Origin of the sequence: Neobacillus novalis NBRC 102450 (genome assembly GCF_001591805.1) — a bacterium.
In the GTDB taxonomy this organism is placed as follows: domain Bacteria; phylum Bacillota; class Bacilli; order Bacillales; family Cytobacillaceae; genus Neobacillus; species Neobacillus novalis.
In genome coordinates, this window is the sequence record NZ_BCVP01000004.1 from 150,409 (window position 1) to 168,366 (window position 17,958).

Annotated in this window: 20 protein-coding genes; 5 read left to right on the forward strand and 15 right to left on the reverse strand. The window is 39.6% G+C overall.

Annotation, left to right across the window (positions count from 1 at the left end):
• Nucleotides 1-195: 195 nt before the first annotated feature.
• Complete coding sequence (locus BANVL01_RS03030) at nt 196-1,611, reverse strand: SpoVR family protein (protein ID WP_066084004.1); 1,416 nt, start codon at nt 1,609-1,611, stop codon at nt 196-198.
• Nucleotides 1,612-1,893: 282 nt separating this feature from the next.
• Here BANVL01_RS03030 and BANVL01_RS03035 point away from each other — a divergent pair, with 282 nt between their 5' ends.
• On the forward strand, nt 1,894-2,148 hold the full coding sequence (locus BANVL01_RS03035) for a YhdB family protein (protein WP_066084001.1): 255 nt from the start codon (nt 1,894-1,896) through the stop codon (nt 2,146-2,148).
• A gap of 138 nt (nt 2,149-2,286) precedes the next feature.
• On the opposite strand, the gene BANVL01_RS03040 is transcribed toward BANVL01_RS03035, so the two are convergent.
• Nucleotides 2,287-4,032 carry a phospho-sugar mutase gene (locus BANVL01_RS03040; RefSeq protein WP_066083998.1) on the reverse strand — a complete coding sequence of 582 codons (1,746 nt, stop codon included), beginning with the start codon at nt 4,030-4,032 and terminating at the stop codon, nt 2,287-2,289.
• Between the two features lie 197 nt (nt 4,033-4,229).
• Nucleotides 4,230-4,616 carry a YhcU family protein gene (locus BANVL01_RS03045; RefSeq protein ID WP_066083995.1) on the reverse strand — a complete coding sequence of 129 codons (387 nt, stop codon included), beginning with the start codon at nt 4,614-4,616 and terminating at the stop codon, nt 4,230-4,232.
• 112 nt (nt 4,617-4,728) lie between these two features.
• Between BANVL01_RS03045 and BANVL01_RS03050 the strand changes: the two genes are divergently transcribed.
• A complete protein-coding gene (locus BANVL01_RS03050; protein ID WP_066083991.1) occupies nt 4,729-5,652 on the forward strand; it encodes an RluA family pseudouridine synthase in 924 nt (307 codons plus the stop codon).
• Between the two features lie 54 nt (nt 5,653-5,706).
• Here BANVL01_RS03050 and BANVL01_RS03055 read toward each other — a convergent pair whose 3' ends face one another.
• Nucleotides 5,707-5,961, reverse strand: coding sequence for a GlsB/YeaQ/YmgE family stress response membrane protein (locus BANVL01_RS03055; RefSeq protein WP_066083990.1), 255 nt, complete (start codon nt 5,959-5,961; stop codon nt 5,707-5,709).
• Nucleotides 5,962-6,322: 361 nt separating this feature from the next.
• Between BANVL01_RS03055 and BANVL01_RS03060 the strand changes: the two genes are divergently transcribed.
• Together BANVL01_RS03060 and BANVL01_RS03065 are read left to right on the forward strand one after the other, a co-directional pair.
• On the forward strand, nt 6,323-6,940 hold the full coding sequence (locus tag BANVL01_RS03060; protein WP_066083987.1) for a DUF47 domain-containing protein: 618 nt from the start codon (nt 6,323-6,325) through the stop codon (nt 6,938-6,940).
• Between the two features lie 11 nt (nt 6,941-6,951).
• Nucleotides 6,952-7,968, forward strand: a complete 1,017-nt coding sequence (locus BANVL01_RS03065; RefSeq protein WP_066083984.1) for an inorganic phosphate transporter — start codon at nt 6,952-6,954, stop codon at nt 7,966-7,968.
• 51 nt (nt 7,969-8,019) lie between these two features.
• Here BANVL01_RS03065 and proC read toward each other — a convergent pair whose 3' ends face one another.
• The 5 genes from proC to deoR all read right to left on the reverse strand — a co-directional run bounded on the left by proC (nt 8,020) and on the right by deoR (nt 11,471).
• Nucleotides 8,020-8,823, reverse strand: coding sequence for a pyrroline-5-carboxylate reductase (proC, locus tag BANVL01_RS03070; protein ID WP_066083982.1), 804 nt, complete (start codon nt 8,821-8,823; stop codon nt 8,020-8,022).
• A 20-nt stretch (nt 8,824-8,843) separates the two neighbouring features.
• Complete coding sequence (locus BANVL01_RS03075; protein ID WP_066083979.1) at nt 8,844-9,356, reverse strand: DUF3189 family protein; 513 nt, start codon at nt 9,354-9,356, stop codon at nt 8,844-8,846.
• Between the two features lie 131 nt (nt 9,357-9,487).
• Entirely contained in the window at nt 9,488-9,658 is a 171-nt protein-coding gene (locus tag BANVL01_RS03080) for a XapX domain-containing protein (RefSeq protein ID WP_066083977.1), read from the reverse strand.
• 25 nt (nt 9,659-9,683) lie between these two features.
• On the reverse strand, nt 9,684-10,358 hold the full coding sequence (gene deoC / locus BANVL01_RS03085) for a deoxyribose-phosphate aldolase (RefSeq protein ID WP_066083974.1): 675 nt from the start codon (nt 10,356-10,358) through the stop codon (nt 9,684-9,686).
• 162 nt (nt 10,359-10,520) lie between these two features.
• A complete protein-coding gene (gene deoR / locus BANVL01_RS03090; RefSeq protein ID WP_066083969.1) occupies nt 10,521-11,471 on the reverse strand; it encodes a DNA-binding transcriptional repressor DeoR in 951 nt (316 codons plus the stop codon).
• Between the two features lie 275 nt (nt 11,472-11,746).
• Between deoR and BANVL01_RS03095 the strand changes: the two genes are divergently transcribed.
• The gene (locus BANVL01_RS03095) at nt 11,747-13,921 is read left to right on the forward strand and encodes an MMPL family transporter (RefSeq protein WP_066083965.1); all 2,175 of its coding nucleotides are present in this window, start codon (nt 11,747-11,749) and stop codon (nt 13,919-13,921) included.
• Between the two features lie 23 nt (nt 13,922-13,944).
• Here BANVL01_RS03095 and BANVL01_RS03100 read toward each other — a convergent pair whose 3' ends face one another.
• The 6 genes from BANVL01_RS03100 to BANVL01_RS03125 all read right to left on the reverse strand — a co-directional run bounded on the left by BANVL01_RS03100 (nt 13,945) and on the right by BANVL01_RS03125 (nt 17,740).
• Nucleotides 13,945-14,499 (reverse strand): 2-oxoacid:ferredoxin oxidoreductase subunit gamma family protein, encoded by a 555-nt coding sequence (locus BANVL01_RS03100; RefSeq protein ID WP_235845472.1) that lies wholly within the window; start codon nt 14,497-14,499, stop codon nt 13,945-13,947.
• On the reverse strand, nt 14,496-15,248 hold the full coding sequence (locus BANVL01_RS03105; protein ID WP_066083962.1) for a thiamine pyrophosphate-dependent enzyme: 753 nt from the start codon (nt 15,246-15,248) through the stop codon (nt 14,496-14,498). The genes BANVL01_RS03100 and BANVL01_RS03105 overlap by 4 nt, the downstream gene beginning before the upstream one ends.
• Nucleotides 15,245-16,309, reverse strand: a complete 1,065-nt coding sequence (locus BANVL01_RS03110) for a 3-methyl-2-oxobutanoate dehydrogenase subunit VorB (RefSeq protein WP_066083958.1) — start codon at nt 16,307-16,309, stop codon at nt 15,245-15,247. The genes BANVL01_RS03105 and BANVL01_RS03110 overlap by 4 nt, the downstream gene beginning before the upstream one ends.
• A gap of 19 nt (nt 16,310-16,328) precedes the next feature.
• Entirely contained in the window at nt 16,329-16,559 is a 231-nt protein-coding gene (locus tag BANVL01_RS03115) for a 4Fe-4S dicluster domain-containing protein (protein ID WP_066083956.1), read from the reverse strand.
• Nucleotides 16,560-16,574: 15 nt separating this feature from the next.
• Entirely contained in the window at nt 16,575-17,252 is a 678-nt protein-coding gene (locus tag BANVL01_RS03120) for a hypothetical protein (RefSeq protein ID WP_066083952.1), read from the reverse strand.
• A gap of 167 nt (nt 17,253-17,419) precedes the next feature.
• On the reverse strand, nt 17,420-17,740 hold the full coding sequence (locus tag BANVL01_RS03125) for a hypothetical protein (protein WP_066083951.1): 321 nt from the start codon (nt 17,738-17,740) through the stop codon (nt 17,420-17,422).
• Nucleotides 17,741-17,958: the final 218 nt, after the last annotated feature.

Genomic DNA, 17,958 nt, shown 5'->3' on the forward strand with positions numbered 1-17,958 from the left:
TCCTCTCTTTGTTATAAGATAAGATAGAAAATTTCGACTTTGAGAATTGTCCAGCTCCAGCGCCCTAGCGGCTAGTGTCCTTCGCTCTCCGCCCTACGATAAGTCAACATCGAATCGCTCCGCTCTTCGTGTTTCCTTTATCTCAGTTGGAGCGCTCCAGGCCATACGCCGCTGACCAGGGCGCTTGCGCTTTTCTTATAAATATTTCCGATTGACGCTTTTGCTGTCGTAGGTAAACAGCATTTTTCTTTCTTCTATCATCGTTTCGATATGGACTGGTCTGCCCCAAAGCTGATGGATATATGGCAGCACTTTTTCAAGATATTTCACATCCAGTTCCACGCCTTCAAACCAGTGCTTTAGGTAAAGCTCGCCGTTTTTCATGTAGTCGCCATCATTGACGGTGATGTAAGGAAATCCGCCGTTTACCCGCATATTTACAAGCTGATCGCGGATTTGCTCCCATTTTTTGTCGACGATTTTATATTCCCGGCCTTGTTTTTGGAAGAGGTACATATCTTCACGCATCACGAGGTCCTTATTTAAATAATTCCTTAGAAATGAAATATCCGATTCAACCTCACGAACCTCGAACATTTTTTCCCTGCCTGAGCCGGGCTTAACACCTCGACGCTTCATTCCTTCGGTTGGATTATCATACCGTTCTTCAATATCCTCAAAGATTTTGATACCAAGATAATAAGGGTTGATTCCTGTTTTTGACGGCTGGACAACTCCAGCGTTCAATTTGGCGAATTCAATTGCCTCTCCGCTCGTTAAATCCAATTCCCTTAATATCCGTTGATGCCAATACGAAGCCCAGCCTTCGTTCATGATTTTCGTTTCAAGCTGGGGCCAAAAGTAGAGCATTTCCTCCCGCATCATCGTCAAAATGTCTCTCTGCCAATCATCAAGCTCCCTGCTGTAGGTTTCAATAAATAACAATAAGTCCTTTTCAGGCCGTGGCGGGAATTTCTTCTTCCGCGGTTGATTAGTATCCTGTTTTTCTTTTTCATCCAGCTTCCAAAGATCATCATATGGTGTTGCAGCTTGGTAGTCTTGATCTTCTTCTTCCTCATCATCGCCAATCGACCAGGATAATTTAGGCCTCATTAGCGAAGGATCGATATGCTCATCAATCGCTAATACGGCATCAAGGAAGGTTTCTACTTCCTTTTTGCCATATTGAATTTCATATTGATGGATTCGCTCAGCCGTAGCCGCCATGCTTTCGACCATATCCCGCTTCGTATTTTGAAAGCGGACGTTATTTTTGAAGAAATCACAATGAGCTAATACGTGGGCCACAATCAGTTTGTTTTGAATCAACGAATTCGAATCTAATAAGAAGGCATAACACGGATTCGAGTTAATAACAAGCTCATAAATTTTGCTAAGCCCTAAATCATAGTGGAGTTTCATCTTGTGGAATTGCTTCCCAAAGCTCCAATGTGAAAAACGGGTCGGCATCCCATACGCTCCGAACGTATAAATAATTTCAGCAGGACAGATTTCATAACGCATTGGATAAAAGTCTAAACCAAAGCCGGTTGCTATTTCAGTGATTTCACTAATTGCGTATTCAAGTGATTTTCTTCCTTCCACATTCATTTGCCATTCCCCCTTTTCTTCTTATCACAATGTATGAAGTAAAAACGGGAATGATGAAAAAGAAGCAAAAAACAATAAAATGTGTATTTTAAACGGTGATTAAAACTTAAGACAAAAGAAAAACACATAAAAATTTCGCCATAATACCTCCGTTTTTCACTTAAATTATACAGGTAAATGTTGAAAACAGCGCTAACATTGAGTGTCCAACATTTTCTGTGAAAGTTATCTGCAGAATGTCATACAATAATCTCAACTCCTAATAAGGAGGAGATAAAACAAATGAATAAAATGGAGTACGACCGGGCGTTATACTATACGCACCGATCCGAATGGGATAATTTACTGATATTAATGGTACGGACAAAAGACCAATTTTTATCGAAAAGAATTGAACAATTCCTGCATGCCTACAATTTTGAACGTGATTACACTGTGATTGAAACGAAACTTTATAATCTTCTTCGTTACATCGACCATGCTAACGAAACCGTTGAACCTAATGAATTTGGAGTACCGATGTATAGTCTTTCCTGAAAAAACAAGTGGATACAGAATTTGTCGAGAAAATTTTTTACAACCGGGCCAAAGAATTCCACCAAAAAACGGCTTCCCTTGTTGGAAGCCGTTTTAATGAACCATTATTCACTACACCATTAGGCGTATAAAACGCTATTATTTATTTTCTTGAACCATTTCTATCTTTTGTTCCACAAACTCCATAAACGCTTTTTCTATTGAGTTTAGTTTCGTTTTACTTTCTTCCAAGCTGTTACTGTTAACCCCAAAGTAAAATTTCACTTTTGGTTCCGTTCCAGATGGTCTTAGACACACCCATGAACCGTCTTCAAAGATATATTTTAAGACATTTGATTTCGGTAAATCAATTTTTTCCTCTTTACCCTTCGTAACCCGAATGCCTGTTAAATAATCTTCTGTTACATCTGTTTTAAAAGATCCTAGGCTAGTGAGAGGCTCCTCTCGGAAGGAAGCTAACAGAAGTTGAATCATTTCTGCCCCTTCTTTCCCTTTTAATGTTAAAGAACGAAGGCCTTCCTGATAATAACCATATTTATTAAAAACTTGCATCAGCCCTTCATAAAGAGACATGCCTTGTTTTTTATAATAAGCACAAACTTCTGTTGCTAAAAGTGAAGCCTGTATCGCATCCTTATCGCGGGCAAAGTCGCCGATTAAGTAACCGTATGACTCTTCATAACCAAACAGGAAAGTATGGTCACCATTAGCTTCATATTCCTTAATTTTTTCTGCAATAAATTTAAAGCCTGTTAATACATCAACTGTCTCCAATTGGTAGGCCGAAGCAATTTTTCTTCCTATCTCAGAGGTCACGATTGTCTTTAACACAACCCCATTTGCTGGCAATGTGCCTTTTTGCTGTTTCTGCGAAAGGATATAATCCAGTAATAACGCACCTGTTTGATTGCCTGTTAGGACCACATATTCTCCCTCATGGTTAAGAACCGCAATACCCAGGCGGTCAGCATCAGGATCCGTCGCAATTAATAGGTCGGCTCCGACTTTTTTGCCGTCGCGAATGGCCAATTCAAAGGCCGCGTGTTCTTCCGGATTAGGACTTTTTACGGTTGAAAATTCCGGGTCTGGAAGTTCTTGTTCTTTGACGACCGTTACATTGTTGTAGCCTAATTCGGTAAGACCAGCACGGACTAGTTTATTTGCCGTTCCATGTAATGGTGTAAAGACAACATGAATATCCGTTTCCACAGAAAGATTCGGATTCAAAGAGATGGTCTTTAATTTTTCAATATAGACTTGGTCAATGTCTGAACCAATGGTTTTAATTAAACCTAAGCCTCTTAACTTTTCTTCACTGTCTACCTCGATGACTAATTCATTCTCGATTTCATTTACCTTAGTAATCACAATATCTGCTGCATTAGGCGTCAGCTGCCCGCCATCTGAACCATAAACCTTATAGCCATTATATTCCGGCGGATTATGACTGGCTGTAATGACGATGCCTGAAAAAGCGTGTAAGTATCTTAAGGCAAACGATAATTCCGGTGTCGGCCTTAGTTCGTCAAACACATAGGTTTGAATCCCTTTGGTTGCTAGTGTCTTAGCAGCCTCCAATGCAAATTCCGATGACTTATGCCGTGAATCATAGGCAATGACAACACCGCGTCGTTTTGCTTCGATTCCGCTTTCTTCTATGTAAGCTGCCAAGCCGGCGGAAGCCTTGCGGACAGTATAAATATTCATTCGGTTTGTACCCACTCCTATTTCACCACGCATACCGCCTGTACCAAATTCCAGATTCTTATAAAAAGCCTCTTCTAACTGCTTTTCATTCGATTTCATTTCTTCTAATTGATTTTTTAATTCTGGATCCAATCCAGCAAATTCTTGCCAACTATTTGCAACAACTTTCCAATCCAAAAAGGTTCCCCTCCTATTTCTGTATCCTGTATATTGTTTCTAAGTTTTAGTTCGTTACTCCTTCAAAAACCATCAGAATTAAACCGACAATTTTTGCAGGCAAGTGAAACAACTCACATTCTATCATACCTCAAAATCACTCTGTTTAAGATAAGAAATAAAAAAAAGCCTGTAAAAAGCACAGGCAGTAGTTACTTCTATATAATCAACTCATTGTCAGCCTTTGTGTAAATGCTGAGCATCGGATTTTTCATACACTTTGCTTCTAAAAATTGTTCAAATTCAAATGGAAAAAACAAGCCGAATTCCTTTAATGTTGCCATATTTTTGTTAAATACAGCTTCATATTGTTCAGCCAGGCGAGAAGATTCAAGAATGGATATTAACGTTTGCATACTCGTCATCACCTGAAAAGCATCTTTCAATGTGTTAAAATCTTTGGAGGGATGCAAAATCTTTAAATCTTCAAACTGACGAATTTCCTCATCACTAAAAAAGTTCGGAAAAATATTGGAATAAATATACCTCACCAATCCATTAATTTCTTCTTCTTGACTTGGTGTCGAGGCAAAAACTATTTTCACTTGTAACCCACCTTTGCCGTCCCTATTTTCTGTCGTATTATAAAGATAAGAATAACATAACTAAATGTGGATAAACGGTGGTAATTAATAGAAACTAGGGGATGTGTGATGAATGTTTACAACGATACGAAAGGGCGAATGGTTTGAAATTATCGTCCCAAAAGAATGGGAAGGCAAAACAGTAGACGAGCTATTTCGTCATATTTGGGCGGCCCCCAAGAAATTAACTCATACGTTTCGAATGGAGGATAAGGTTCTAGTAGATGGGGTTCGTGCTAATTGGAATTTGCCGCTGGCTGCCGGCTCAAAGCTGCAAATCCAACTATTTGAGGAAGAGACACTGCAAATCATTCCGAAATTCTTTGATATTGACATCCTGTTTGAGGATGACCATGTGTTAGTATTAAATAAACCGCCATTTATGAGCACACATCCAAATGACCCTAAGACAGAGACTGATACCCTTGTTAATGCTGCTGCCTTTTATTTGCAAGCCAGCGGAGAATTAAGAAATATTCGCCAAATCCATCGATTAGACCGGGATACATCAGGGGCAATTCTGTTCGCCAAACATCCGTTAGCTGGTGCCATTTTAGACAAAATGCTCGAAAAACGGGAAATAAAAAGAACCTATATTGCGGCGGTACAAGGTCTATTAAAGCGACGAAAAGGAACTATCAATACCCCAATTGGCCGTGATCGTCATCATGGAACGAGAAGAAGGGTTTCAGCGTCAGGATCTCAGGCGGTTACCCACTTTCAACTGATTAAAGAAGATCAAAACAAACAACGCTCCTATGTAAAATGCTGGCTTGAGACGGGGAGAACACACCAAATCAGAGTGCATTTGAGCCATCTTGGACATCCATTAGTTGGCGATACTTTATATGGCGGGCAGCCACTTGTGAAAAGACAGGCGCTTCATGCCGTAAAACTTGAGTTTATACATCCATTTACCAATGAGAAAATTGAATGCTTTGCACCATTTACAGATTTACCAGAGATTTTTAACACGATTGATGTATATACAATATAGAAAAAGCCTCCTTCAATGGGGAGGCTTTTTCTGATTCCAGTTCCTATTTAATATTTAATCCGCTTTTCTAAAGGCACGCATTATGAAGCTTAACAGGAGAACCAGTACTGCGGCACCGATGATTGCCGGAATTATCGCAAAGTCAGCCAAGTGCGGCCCCCAGTTTCCTAAAACGGCTGTCCCGAGCCACGCACCAACAAAACCTGCAATGATATTACCTATAATGCCACCCGGAATATTTCGTCCGACGATAAGCCCTGCTAACCATCCAATAATTCCACCGACAATTAATGCCCAAATGAAGCTCATATTAGAACACTCCTTTTTAGTATTCATCATTCACTTATTCATTAGCATATATCAAAAACCTTAGGCAGTAGTGGACCTTCGTGCTGCCTGTACCTTTAAAATACCCTATTTTCTCTTTTATACTCATAAATTTCTAATCGTTTTTTTTGAATCATCTCACCTTATTAAGATCAAGCTGAATACATAAATTAATGATTCAGGGCGAAAAGTAAACAAAAGTACTGCAAGCATTACAAAGTATTCTGAGAACTCTAATGTTAAGTTTATGTAAATTTTTTATTAAGATATATCTTTTTTCGACATTCTTCAGATAAAATATTTTAAGTCATACATATTTTATATACAAATGGAGGTTCCACAAATGGCATTCAAAAAGAATGACAAATTCTCGGTATTGCTTAGTAATATTTCCACTAACTTAAAAGAAAGTGTGAATTTCTTTACAGAATACAAATTAAAAAATATCAGTGATTTAAAAATTTTTTCTGAGAAAATGAAAGAGCTTGAGACAAAGGGTGACAGCTATGTTCATGAAGTAATAAAGGAATTAAACGATACCTTCATTACTCCGATTGAGCGTGAAGACATCTTACATTTAGCGATGAGCATGGACGATGTTCTTGATGGTTTAGAAGCTTGTGCAGCCCTTTTCGAAATGTACTCGATTACCCAAGCAGACGAATTTATGTTGAAGTTTGTCGAGGCAATCAATGGCAGTGTTCATGAAATTGACAAGGCCGTTGAATTACTATCAAACAAAAAGTTACTGAAAATCCGTGAACATGCGATTAAAATTAAAGATTACGAATCAAAATGCGATAATGTCTTACGACAATCGATTAAACATTTATTTTTAATTGAAAAAGATCCAATCCGTATTATTCAATATAAGGAAATTTACGAAACTCTTGAAGATATTGCTGACTACTGCCAAACAGTCGCAAATACCCTTGAAACGATTATCATGAAAAATGCCTAAGGAGCAAAAAAATGAGCCTTATATTAATACTTACAATATTAGTTGTAATTTGTGCCCTTGCATTTGACTTTATTAATGGTTTCCATGATACAGCTAATGCAATCGCTACTTCAGTTTCAACCAAAGCATTAAAACCACGCCACGCTATTTTATTAGCTTCAATCATGAATTTTGTTGGGGCAATGACATTTACTGGTGTTGCAAAAACCATCTCAAAGGATATCGTCGACCCATTCAGTCTTTCTAGCGACGCTGCCAATACAGGTTCGATTGTTATTCTTGCCGCATTACTTGCGGCTGTTGCTTGGAACTTAATCACCTGGTATTTCGGAATTCCAAGTAGTTCCTCTCATGCTCTAATCGGTTCGATAGCTGGAGCGGCTATTGCAGCAAAAGGATTAAATGTACTTAACTACCAAGGGTTTATCAAAATTCTTGAAGCTCTTATTCTTTCACCTATTTTAGCATTTGTCGTTGGTTATATTATTTACAGTATTTTTAAAGTTGTTTTTAAAAATTTCAATTTAACGAAAACGAATCGTAATTTTCGCTTTATTCAAATAGCAACGGCAGCCTTACAATCCTATTCGCACGGAACAAACGATGCCCAGAAATCAATGGGTATTATTACCCTGGCCCTAATCGCTAATGAGTATCTTCCCAAAGATGCTGGTGTACCTTTTTGGGTTCAATTCTCCTGTGCTCTGGCGATGGGACTCGGAACCTCAATTGGCGGCTGGAAGATTATTAAAACGGTTGGCGGAAAGATTATGAAAATACGCCCAATTAACGGAGTGGCAGCTGATATAACGGGGGCAGGAATTATTTTTGGCGCCAGCTTGATCCATCTGCCTGTTAGTACGACCCATGTTATTTCTTCTGGTATACTTGGGGTGGGCTCGGCACACCGCATTAAAGGTGTTAAATGGGATACTGCACAGCGGATGCTGATCACGTGGGTTATTACCCTTCCTATTTCTGCACTGTTGGCAGCACTCTGTTATTTTATTCTGAATTTAATTTTTTAATATGAAAGAGGAAGTAACAAAATTGTTACTTCCTCTTTTCATTTTTGTATATTATAGTAAGCTTTTTACTTTTTTTGTACAGCTCTCCATTGCGGTCATGATGGCTCCGCGAAATTGATTTCTTTCGAGGGCTGCCACCGCTTCAATTGTTGCCCCGCCTGGAGTACAAACTTGATCTTTAAGTTCGCCAGGATGTATTCCCGTCTCGAGTACCATTTTCGCAGCTCCTAATACGGCCTGAGCTGCAAGCCGGTAAGCCTTTTCCCTTGGTATTCCCTGCCGCACTCCCCCATCTGCCATCGCTTCAATTAATAGGTAAACATAGGCTGGTGAAGACCCGCTGATGGATGGCACCGCATCCATCAGTTTTTCTTCGACACGTTCTGTTTGGCCAAAGGAGGTAAACAAGTGCTCCACTTCCAAAAGCTCTTCTTCGCTAAGATAGTCATTAGCGCAAAGGGCAGTCATTCCTTCTCCAACTAAGGCAGGCGTGTTGGGCATTGTCCGAACTGCTCTTACCTTTGTGCCAAATGCCCGCTCAATATCCATCAAGGATATCCCTGCCGCTATCGTGACAATGATTGCCTTTTGTTTTATTTCACTTTGAATTTCTTCAATGACTAATTCATGAAGGTCTGGTTTCACTGCCAGAATAAGGATGTCGGCAACCCTGGCAACCTCCTGGTTATGCAGTGAGGTAACAATATTATATTTGCGTTTTATTTTTTCGAGCGTTTTTTCTGTCATCGCACTTGCGATGATTTTCTCTTTAGGGATAACGTGTGATTTTACGATACCTTCTATCATAGCTTGTGCCATTTTTCCTGCTCCGATAAATCCAATTGTTTTGTTCATATTCACAACACCTTATCTTCCTACTTATACATTTTATTTTCCAATATGATGACATTTTCTGAGAAGGTGGTTCTCCCCACTTCTTTCGTATTATGAACTAAGCGATAAATATTATCACAGCATTGTTTAGCTCCTTTGACTAATAACGGTACCCCGATAAAATCAATTTTCAAACCTCTTGAAAAAAATCCCCCCATTGACATTGTAAAGGGAACAGTCGGCGATGTATTAGAAAAGACAATCTTTTCATCAAATTTAAATTTTTCCTGTAATAATAAACTCATCTCTTTTAATGCTGGAATTACATATTTATTCCTTTTCCGTCCAATCGTATACACTGAGTGGCCATCCTCGTCAACTCCATGTAAAATTAGCTTTCCAAAATCTTCTTTCGTTAATTGATTGAAATATTTTACATTCAATATTTCTTCAGAACTAAGTTTCCGCTCTGATTGCGGTAATTGTTTCAAATGATATGCCGCTGCCAATGAGGTAGTGTGTGTCCCGCCATAATCATTATAAATATAAATCATGGTATCATCCCTTTTGTATTATCTACGCATATTATGCGCTTTTATACAAGCTTCGATTCTTTAGAAGAAAAAGCGCAAAAAAAGAGAAGCTTAATCAAATGTTGATTAGCTTCTCTTTTCTTCAAGGGAATTTAATGCTGAACTAACTTCAAAATCCAATCAAGGAGAACGCCGCCAAAATAAACGCCGAATACACCAACTACTGCTGAAAATACTGGAGGTGCTGGCAATGGCAATTTTAAAAATTTAAACAACATCCCTACAACTAATCCAGCAATTAATGCCATTGTTACTTCTTTCATCAAGTTAACCTCACATTTATAAAAATTAATAATTACTATTAGAAAGCTCACCTTTAGCTATTGAAACACCTGAACTTGCACCAATACGCGTTGCTCCTGCTTCCACCATTGCAAGTGCGTCCTCGCCGCTTCGGACACCACCCGATGCCTTCACACCAATTTCTGGGCCGACTGTTTGGCGCATTAGGCGAATATCTTCAACTGTTGCACCGCCTGTTGAAAAGCCTGTAGAAGTCTTCACATAGTCTGCTCCTGCTTTTACCGAAAGCTCACATGCTCTTACTTTCTCTTCATTCGTTAATAGGCATGTTTCGATGATTACCTTTACTAGAGCTTTTCCTTTTGCCGCTTCCACTACGGCACGGATATCTCTTTCAACCAAATCATTCTCTTTATCCTTAAGTGCAGCAATGTTAATTACCATATCGATTTCGTTTGCGCCATTTTCAATTGCATTTTTGGTTTCAAATGCTTTTGTTTCAGAAGTTGCAGCCCCTAGAGGAAAACCAATTACGGTACACACCTTCACCTCAGGAGTGTCAGCCAGCATTTCCGCTGCAGTCCTTACCCAGGTAGGGTTTACACAAACAGAGGCAAAGGAATACTCTTTTGCTTCCTCGACTAATTTGACAATCTCTCCTCGAGTTGCATCAGCTTTTAATAATGTATGATCAATCATGTTAACAACATTTTGTGTCATGTGAATATCCTCCCCAATTAATAAAGTATTTATATAAAAGTATCTAAGATATTTATCAACAAAGTAACTATAACAAAAAGATTGAACATTTGTAAATACCTTTATGAACAAATGTAAAATATTTAATATTTAAAAAGACTAAAATAGCAGCGATATGCTATTTTAGTCCTTTTTATCAAGTAAAAATTGTGCTGTAAATTGGTCTGTAATCAGCACATTTGCGTACTCACCCTTTAATGCGCCGTAAATTCCTTCAATTTTATTCGGTCCGCCAGCAACCAAGATTGAGTACTCCTTCTGCCGGAGGTTTTTTAAATTAACGCCAAGCGTTCGTTCATTTAAGCTTTCGTTACATATTTCCCCTTGTCGGTCAAAGAAACGCGAACAAATATCTCCTACCGCCTTTCCATTAAGGGAGTCCAAATCAGTGTCCGTAAAATAACCTAATTGAAATAATAATGAGTCCGTTTTAATAGAACCAATCGTAAACAAAGCGATATTAGCCTGGACACCCAGCTCTAATATCTTTCGAATATGGCGGTCAGCCTCCATTGCTTGTTTCACGACAACATGATCAACAATTGCTGGCAAAGGCAGATTGTGCGGTGTTGTATTATAGGCTTTCCCGAAAAGGTACAAGATTTCAGATGCGTGCGTGTTCGTTTCCGCATGGCTTACACCGCCTTTTAATTGAACAACATGGACGTTTTTTACGTATTTCTGCTTTAGTTCGATAGCGATATGATAAAGCGTCGTTCCCCATGTCACACCAATAATGTCGTTATCCTTAACTATTTCATCAAGATACAAGGCCGCCTTTTCTCCAAGGTAATTTTTGATAATATGGTTTTCAAATTGCGGGATGGAGGCTACTACGGCCTTTTTTAAATTGAACTTTTTTTCTAACTGTAACGCCAAATTTTCAACGTCCTCTGAAGGGTCCATTATGCTAATTTGGACAATGCCCTCACTTTTCGCCTGCTGTAATAATCGGGATACAGTTGGCCGTGAAACCCCCAGAAGCTTAGCAATATCGTTTTGGTTATAATCTAATAAATAATATAATTTAGCCGCTTCAATCACCTTAGTTAGCTTTTCTCGATCCACAAACATCACCTTACATCTAAAATATTTACCTTATTGTAACAAAGAATCCGTGCAGTCCATAATTTCTTTACATTTGTAAAATCAACTTTGAACATTTTTGTCGATTCCATTAGTTTAACCAAAGGTGAATTTTCATCCCGCATTAGGGGGAAAATTGACAGAACATGCGTGGGTTCCCTTAGATAAATTAGAAATAGTCACGAAATAGTCATCCGAATGTTTGGATTTTTTCTGTATACTAGAAACAGGAAATAGATTCCTATGAAGAAGGAGGTGAGAATATGCAGAAATTAGCGGGATTCATTTACCGAAATCGTAAATGGGTGTTAATGGTTTGGATTTTTGTCATTATTTTGTTTGGATTTTTCGCATTACAATTACCCTCAGTTTTAAGCGGTAATGGCTTTGAGTATAAAGGAGAATATAATGAAACAAGGAAAATACTTGAAAAAGACTTTGGACAAGCCAAATCATCGATTATCCTTGTTTTCGAAAAGGATAAAGCTGTTAGTGACAAGAATTTCAACCAATTTATTGATAGCACCTTTGAAAAATTAACAGATTTTGATGGGGCAGAAAAGATTATTTCCCCTTTCGAACGAGATGGAATGATCAAAGATCAATATGCATATGGAATTCTTACTTTTAACAAAAACGCAGAAAGCCTAGGGAAGGAAATTGCCGAATTAAAGGATTTGCTAAAAAACAAGCAGGGCTTAAAGGTTACTATGACAGGGGAGCCAATTATTGTTCAAGACCTAAATGCAGCAAGCCAAGAAGATTTAGCAAAGGCGGAAATGATTGGGCTGCCAATTGCCCTAGTGGTTCTTATCCTTGCATTTGGAAGTCTTGTCGCCGCCTCGCTGCCGTTAGTAATCGGGATCATTTCAATCCTCATCACCATGGGAACTGTATACTTTTTTAGTTATGGCGCTGATTTATCCATCTTTATCTTAAATATTGTTCCGATGATTGGACTTGCCTTAAGCATTGATTTTGCCTTGTTATTTATTAATCGCTATAAAGAAGAATTACAAAGCAAATCGATTCAGGAAGCGATTGAAATAACGATTGCTACAGCCGGCCGCTCGATAATTTTTTCCGGTCTTTGTGTTTTTATCGGCTTATCAGGTCTTTGGTTTATTCAAATTGATATTTTTCAAAATGTTGCCCTTAGCGGCATGACAGTTGTGCTTATTTCTGCTTTATGTGCGTTAACCTTTCTCCCTGCCTTGCTAGCCATATTAGGGAAAAACATCAATAAATTAAGTGTTCTCCTAGTAGCACTCGGGAAAACAAGCATTTGGCACAAGTTTGCTAAGTTTGTGATGCGGCGCCCTGTTCTGATGGCAGCAGCGGCTTTGGCTGTTCTGTTGATTGGACTCTTGCCAGTTAAGCAAATGACGTTATCGATACCCGGCACAGATTCACTTCCACCGAAATATCCATCTAGATTAGCAATAGAAACCTACAAAGAACATTTTATCGCGAAAGATAAACGCGATGAGAAAAAGGTAACGATTGTCCTTGAAACCAATGGAAATGTCTTAGAGAAGAACAATCTTAAAAAGGTAACTAAGGTCGTCAATGAACTAGAAATAGATCAGCTTGTTTCTTCGGTTGACTCTCCTTTTTCTGCAACGGGAGCTAAGGATGGCGTACAACTCTTACAACTGCTTACCAATGGGGATAAAGCTAAATTAGCTCCAGTGACCGACCACTTTATCAGAGATAATAAAATGCTTTTGGAAGTGTATTTAAAAACCGGAGAACATTCCACAAAGGCAAGACAATGGGTAAACACATGGTCTAATAAAGAGTTAGGACTAAAGGCATCATTTGGCGGACGAATTAAGTTTGAGCAGGAAATCTTTACGGAAATTGTTAAGAAGGCTCCCAATGGATTACTACTGATCGTTATTTCAACACTCATTATTCTTATGGCTGCCTTCCGTTCGGTGCTCATTCCGGTGAAGGCAATTTTGATGAATATATTAAGCTTAGGATGTACGTTTGGAATTGTTGTTTGGGTTTTCCAGGAAGGGCATTTTGGAATGACTCCTGTTACTATTGGTTTAATCTTGCCGGTGTTTGTTTTTTCACTGGTGTTCGGACTTTCAATGGATTATGAGGTCTTTCTTATTTCCAGAATTCAAGAGTTTTACTTAAAAACAGGTGATAACAGCGCAGCAACAATATCTGGGTTAACCTATACGAGTAAAATAATTACCTCCGCAGCTGCCATCATGATTGTTGTTACCGGTGACTTTGCCTTCACAGGCGTGATGCCGATTAAACAATTAGGTGTCGGAATTGCGACAGCGATTTTTATTGATGCCACAATCGTACGGATGATACTCGTTCCTGCCCTGATGAAGCTGCTTGGCGACTGGAACTGGTGGTTCTTTGGCTACAAAAATAAAAAACTTTTCAAGACACGAAAAAAGCCAGCCTGATTTACCGGGCTGACTTTTCTTATTTAGGATATTTCTACAGCGACAAGCGAGGCACCCTTTTTCAATGCCTGTTTGTTCACCTCAATTAAATGATGCTTATTAGTTGAAAGAACTTTCTTTAACGATTCAACAATGGAATCAGTTGAAACTAGTTTTGTCAATTCCAAAAAGGCACCTAATAAAATCATATTGGCTACCCGGGAATTTCCTAAATCATTGGCTATATCTGTTGCCGTTATTTCAAGCACCTTAATATCCTTACGCTCCGAAGCTCTAACCACGAGGGAAGAATTAATAATCAACAATCCTTCCTGTCGGACACGCGGCTCGAACTTGTCAAACGAAGGGTTATTTAAAACGATGGCCGTTGATGGTCGGGTTACAAGCGGTGATCCTACTGGTTCGTCACTTACTACAACCGCACAATTCGCTGTTCCACCCCGTTGTTCGGGCCCGTATGAAGGCAGCCACGAAACACCTTTTCCCTCAATCATTCCTGCATAGGCAATGAGCTGTCCCATCGACATAACTCCCTGCCCGCCAAATCCGGCAATGATAATCTCTTCAAGCATGTTCATTTCACTCCCTCTTTGTTCTTATAAACACCAAGAGGATAGACGGGAACCATCTGATCTTTCACCCACTCAAGCGATTCAGCCGGATCAAGTCCCCAGTTTGTCGGGCAGGTCGATAATACCTCGACCATTGAAAAACCTAAGCCCTTTTTCTGCGTTTCAAATGCTTTCCAGATCGCCTTCTTTGTCTTCTGAATATGTGGAACATCATGGGTGGAAACCCGTTCAATATAGGCAGCCCCATCCAGCGTCGACATCATTTCGCACACTTTAATTGGTGACCCTTGGATGCTAATATCTCGGCCAAATGGGGTTGTTGCCGTTTTTTGACCAATTAATGTGGTCGGTGCCATTTGCCCGCCAGTCATTCCATAAATTGCATTATTAACGAAAATAACCGTAATATTCTCGCCTCTTGCGGCAGCATGAATCACTTCACTAATTCCTATCGAGGCAAGATCGCCATCACCTTGATACGTAAAGACCATTCGATTTGGCAGTACCCGCTTCACCCCTGTTGCCACAGCAGGTGCCCGGCCGTGAGCAGCCTGCGTCATGTCACAGTTAAAATATTCATACGATAACACCGAACAGCCCACAGAGGCAACACCGACAGTATCTTCTAAAATATCCATTTCTTCTAACACTTCACCAACAAGACGGTGAATTACTCCATGTGTACAGCCGGGGCAGTAATGTGTTGGCTTATCCGTCAGTCCATTCGTTTTTTTAAAAACCGTTTTCATAGTCATACTTGAACACCCCTAGCAACCATCATAATCTTATCGTATATTTCTTCTTGGGTAGGGACGACACCGCCGGTTCGGCCATAGAAATCTACCGGGGCATGGCCATTGACCGCTAATCTAACATCCTCAATCATTTGCCCGGCACTCATTTCAACAGAAATATAGGCTTTTACCTGATCCCTAGTTTCAATGAACGGCTTTTCTGGGAATGGCCATAGAGAAATCGGCCTAATCAAGCCAACCTTGACTCCTTCTTGCCTTGCCTTGCTAATCGCATTCATCGTTATCCGCGCGGTTGTTCCGAAGGCAACCATAATATAGTCGGCATCGTCTAAGAAATAAGTTTCATAGCGAACCTCATTTTCCTTAATGCGCGCGAATTTCTGTTGAAGATTACAATTTCTCCTCTCAAGACTCTCGGCATCAAGCTCAAGTGATGTGATGATTTTCGGTTCGCCATCGCCGCGCGTGCCAGTTGTTGCCCAATCCTTCTTAAACTGCTCTGTTTCAGAACGTTCGCCAAACTCAACAGGCTCCATCATTTGCCCTAGCATACCATCGCCCATCAATATCACCGGTGTCCGGTAACGGTCGGCAATATCGAAAGCCTCCTGTGTTAATTCAACAATTTCCTGCAGACTGGCCGGCGCTAATACAGGAAGATTGTAATCCCCATGCCCCCCGCCTTTTGTTACTTGGAAATAATCCGATTGGGCAGGTTGAATATTTCCTAATCCCGGACCGCCGCGAACGATATTGCAAATAACCGCAGGAAGTTCGGAGCCAACTAAATAAGAGATTCCTTCTTGTTTCAAGCTAAAGCCTGGGCTTGAGGAGGATGTCATCACCCTGACACCCGTACTCGCTGCACCATAGACCATATTGATAGCGGCAATTTCACTCTCTGCCTGTAAAAATAATCCGCCGACCTCTGGGAGCCTTCTTGCCATATAGGCAACCAACTCACTCTGCGGCGTAATTGGATAACCGAAAAAGTACTTACAGCCAGCATGCACTGCTGCTTCTGCAATCACTTCATTACCTTTCATTAACACTTTCCCCATAATATAAAACTCCCTTCAATCACACAGTATGCAAGATTTTAACTGGCCGGTAGACAGCGATTACCGCATCTGGACATATTTGCGCACACTTTGCGCAGCTAATGCAGTTTTCCTGATCGACAACGGCTGCCGGCCGGTAGCCTTTACCATTTAAATAGTCTGCTAGAAAAATAACATTTGTCGGGCATACTTGAACACAAAGACTGCAGGATTTGCAAATGTCCTCATTAAAAACGACTTTTTTCTCCATATCGATTCAACTCCTTTAGCTCTCCCAAGGTAATTTCATGTACCGTTCGATAAAAACTACTTGATGATTTTTCGCAAAATCTTCGGCTTCCTTTTTTAAATGGGCTGAAATGGTTGTATATAGAAAAGGAATATCCAGCTCTTCCGCTAAACAACCGCTTAATTGATAGCCATTTTGAATATCATTCATCGTTGTTTCGGAGCCAATATTTGAGTTATTAATAATCCCGGTTACCTTTAAGCGTGAGGCTTTTTCAATCTGCTCAATCGTATATTGAGCCCCTGCTACAGTACTGACATACGGGCGATTTCCATTTAGGACAAACAGTAATTCGGGACTTAAATCCTTCCATTCATGATAATATTGTCCCAAAGCAGCTGCCCCATCTTTATCACCGCCAGCATCAACGATTAACCTATACCTAGGGTCATGGAGCACGCGGTATATTTCACCGGACACAATTGGGAGATCGGCAGCTGCAAGCCGATTCTTCGGGGCGAGCAATTCAATATCATGCTGTTGGAAGATGCTCGCTGCATCTCTTGAACGATAATAAGGGTTAATAATATCTAAATCATTAATGGCGGTTTTTTCATGTTTCTGTCTCTCAGCCAATGCTAAATTAATGGCAATCTCTGTTTTCCCGCTGCCAAAGTGACCAGATAGAATGGTAATTGTACTTAATGAATTCAACTGTCCTAATCCCTCCTCCCACTATAACTGAAAGCGTTTGCATTATTTCGAATTGGAAAAAATCCCATTTCCATCAATCATTATAAAATACTTATCGATAAATCTCTTTGACTAATGTCACACTGCAATTCAGAAAATGCACAAAAAGAAGTTCCGAGGAACTTCCCTTATGACATAAATGAGAGAATTACTTTTTGCGGCAGCTCTGCTTCGCTATCTGTCTTTCTTTTTAGACGTTCACAAGATGGCATTTCATATGAAAAATCCTCTACGTTTGGAGGAATAACTCCCCTTTGCTGTAACCGATCAAATACCCGTTGCATTGCATCTTCGGTTGTGACCGTTTCTGTTGAATCTTCCAACTGAAAACATTCCACACAAGTTTCAATGATATTCTCTTCAATTTGTTCTTGGGCAAACACTAATTTAGCCCCTGCAATATGTTCTACTTCCTGATTCTCTAATTCAATGATGGTTGTAATATTCATACTGTTACCCTCCTCATTAATATAGCTACATTATAAATATTTTTCACTACGGATAGTTTAAAAAACGTATTAGTTCATTATTTATTCATATGTTTTTGACAACTTTCTGTCCATAACAAAATCAATCTATTTCCGAATCAATCGCCAAATCAGAACCTCCCTAATAATTCTTGAAAAAGAGCAAATACTACCATTACTTTAAAAGAAAGTTCATCATG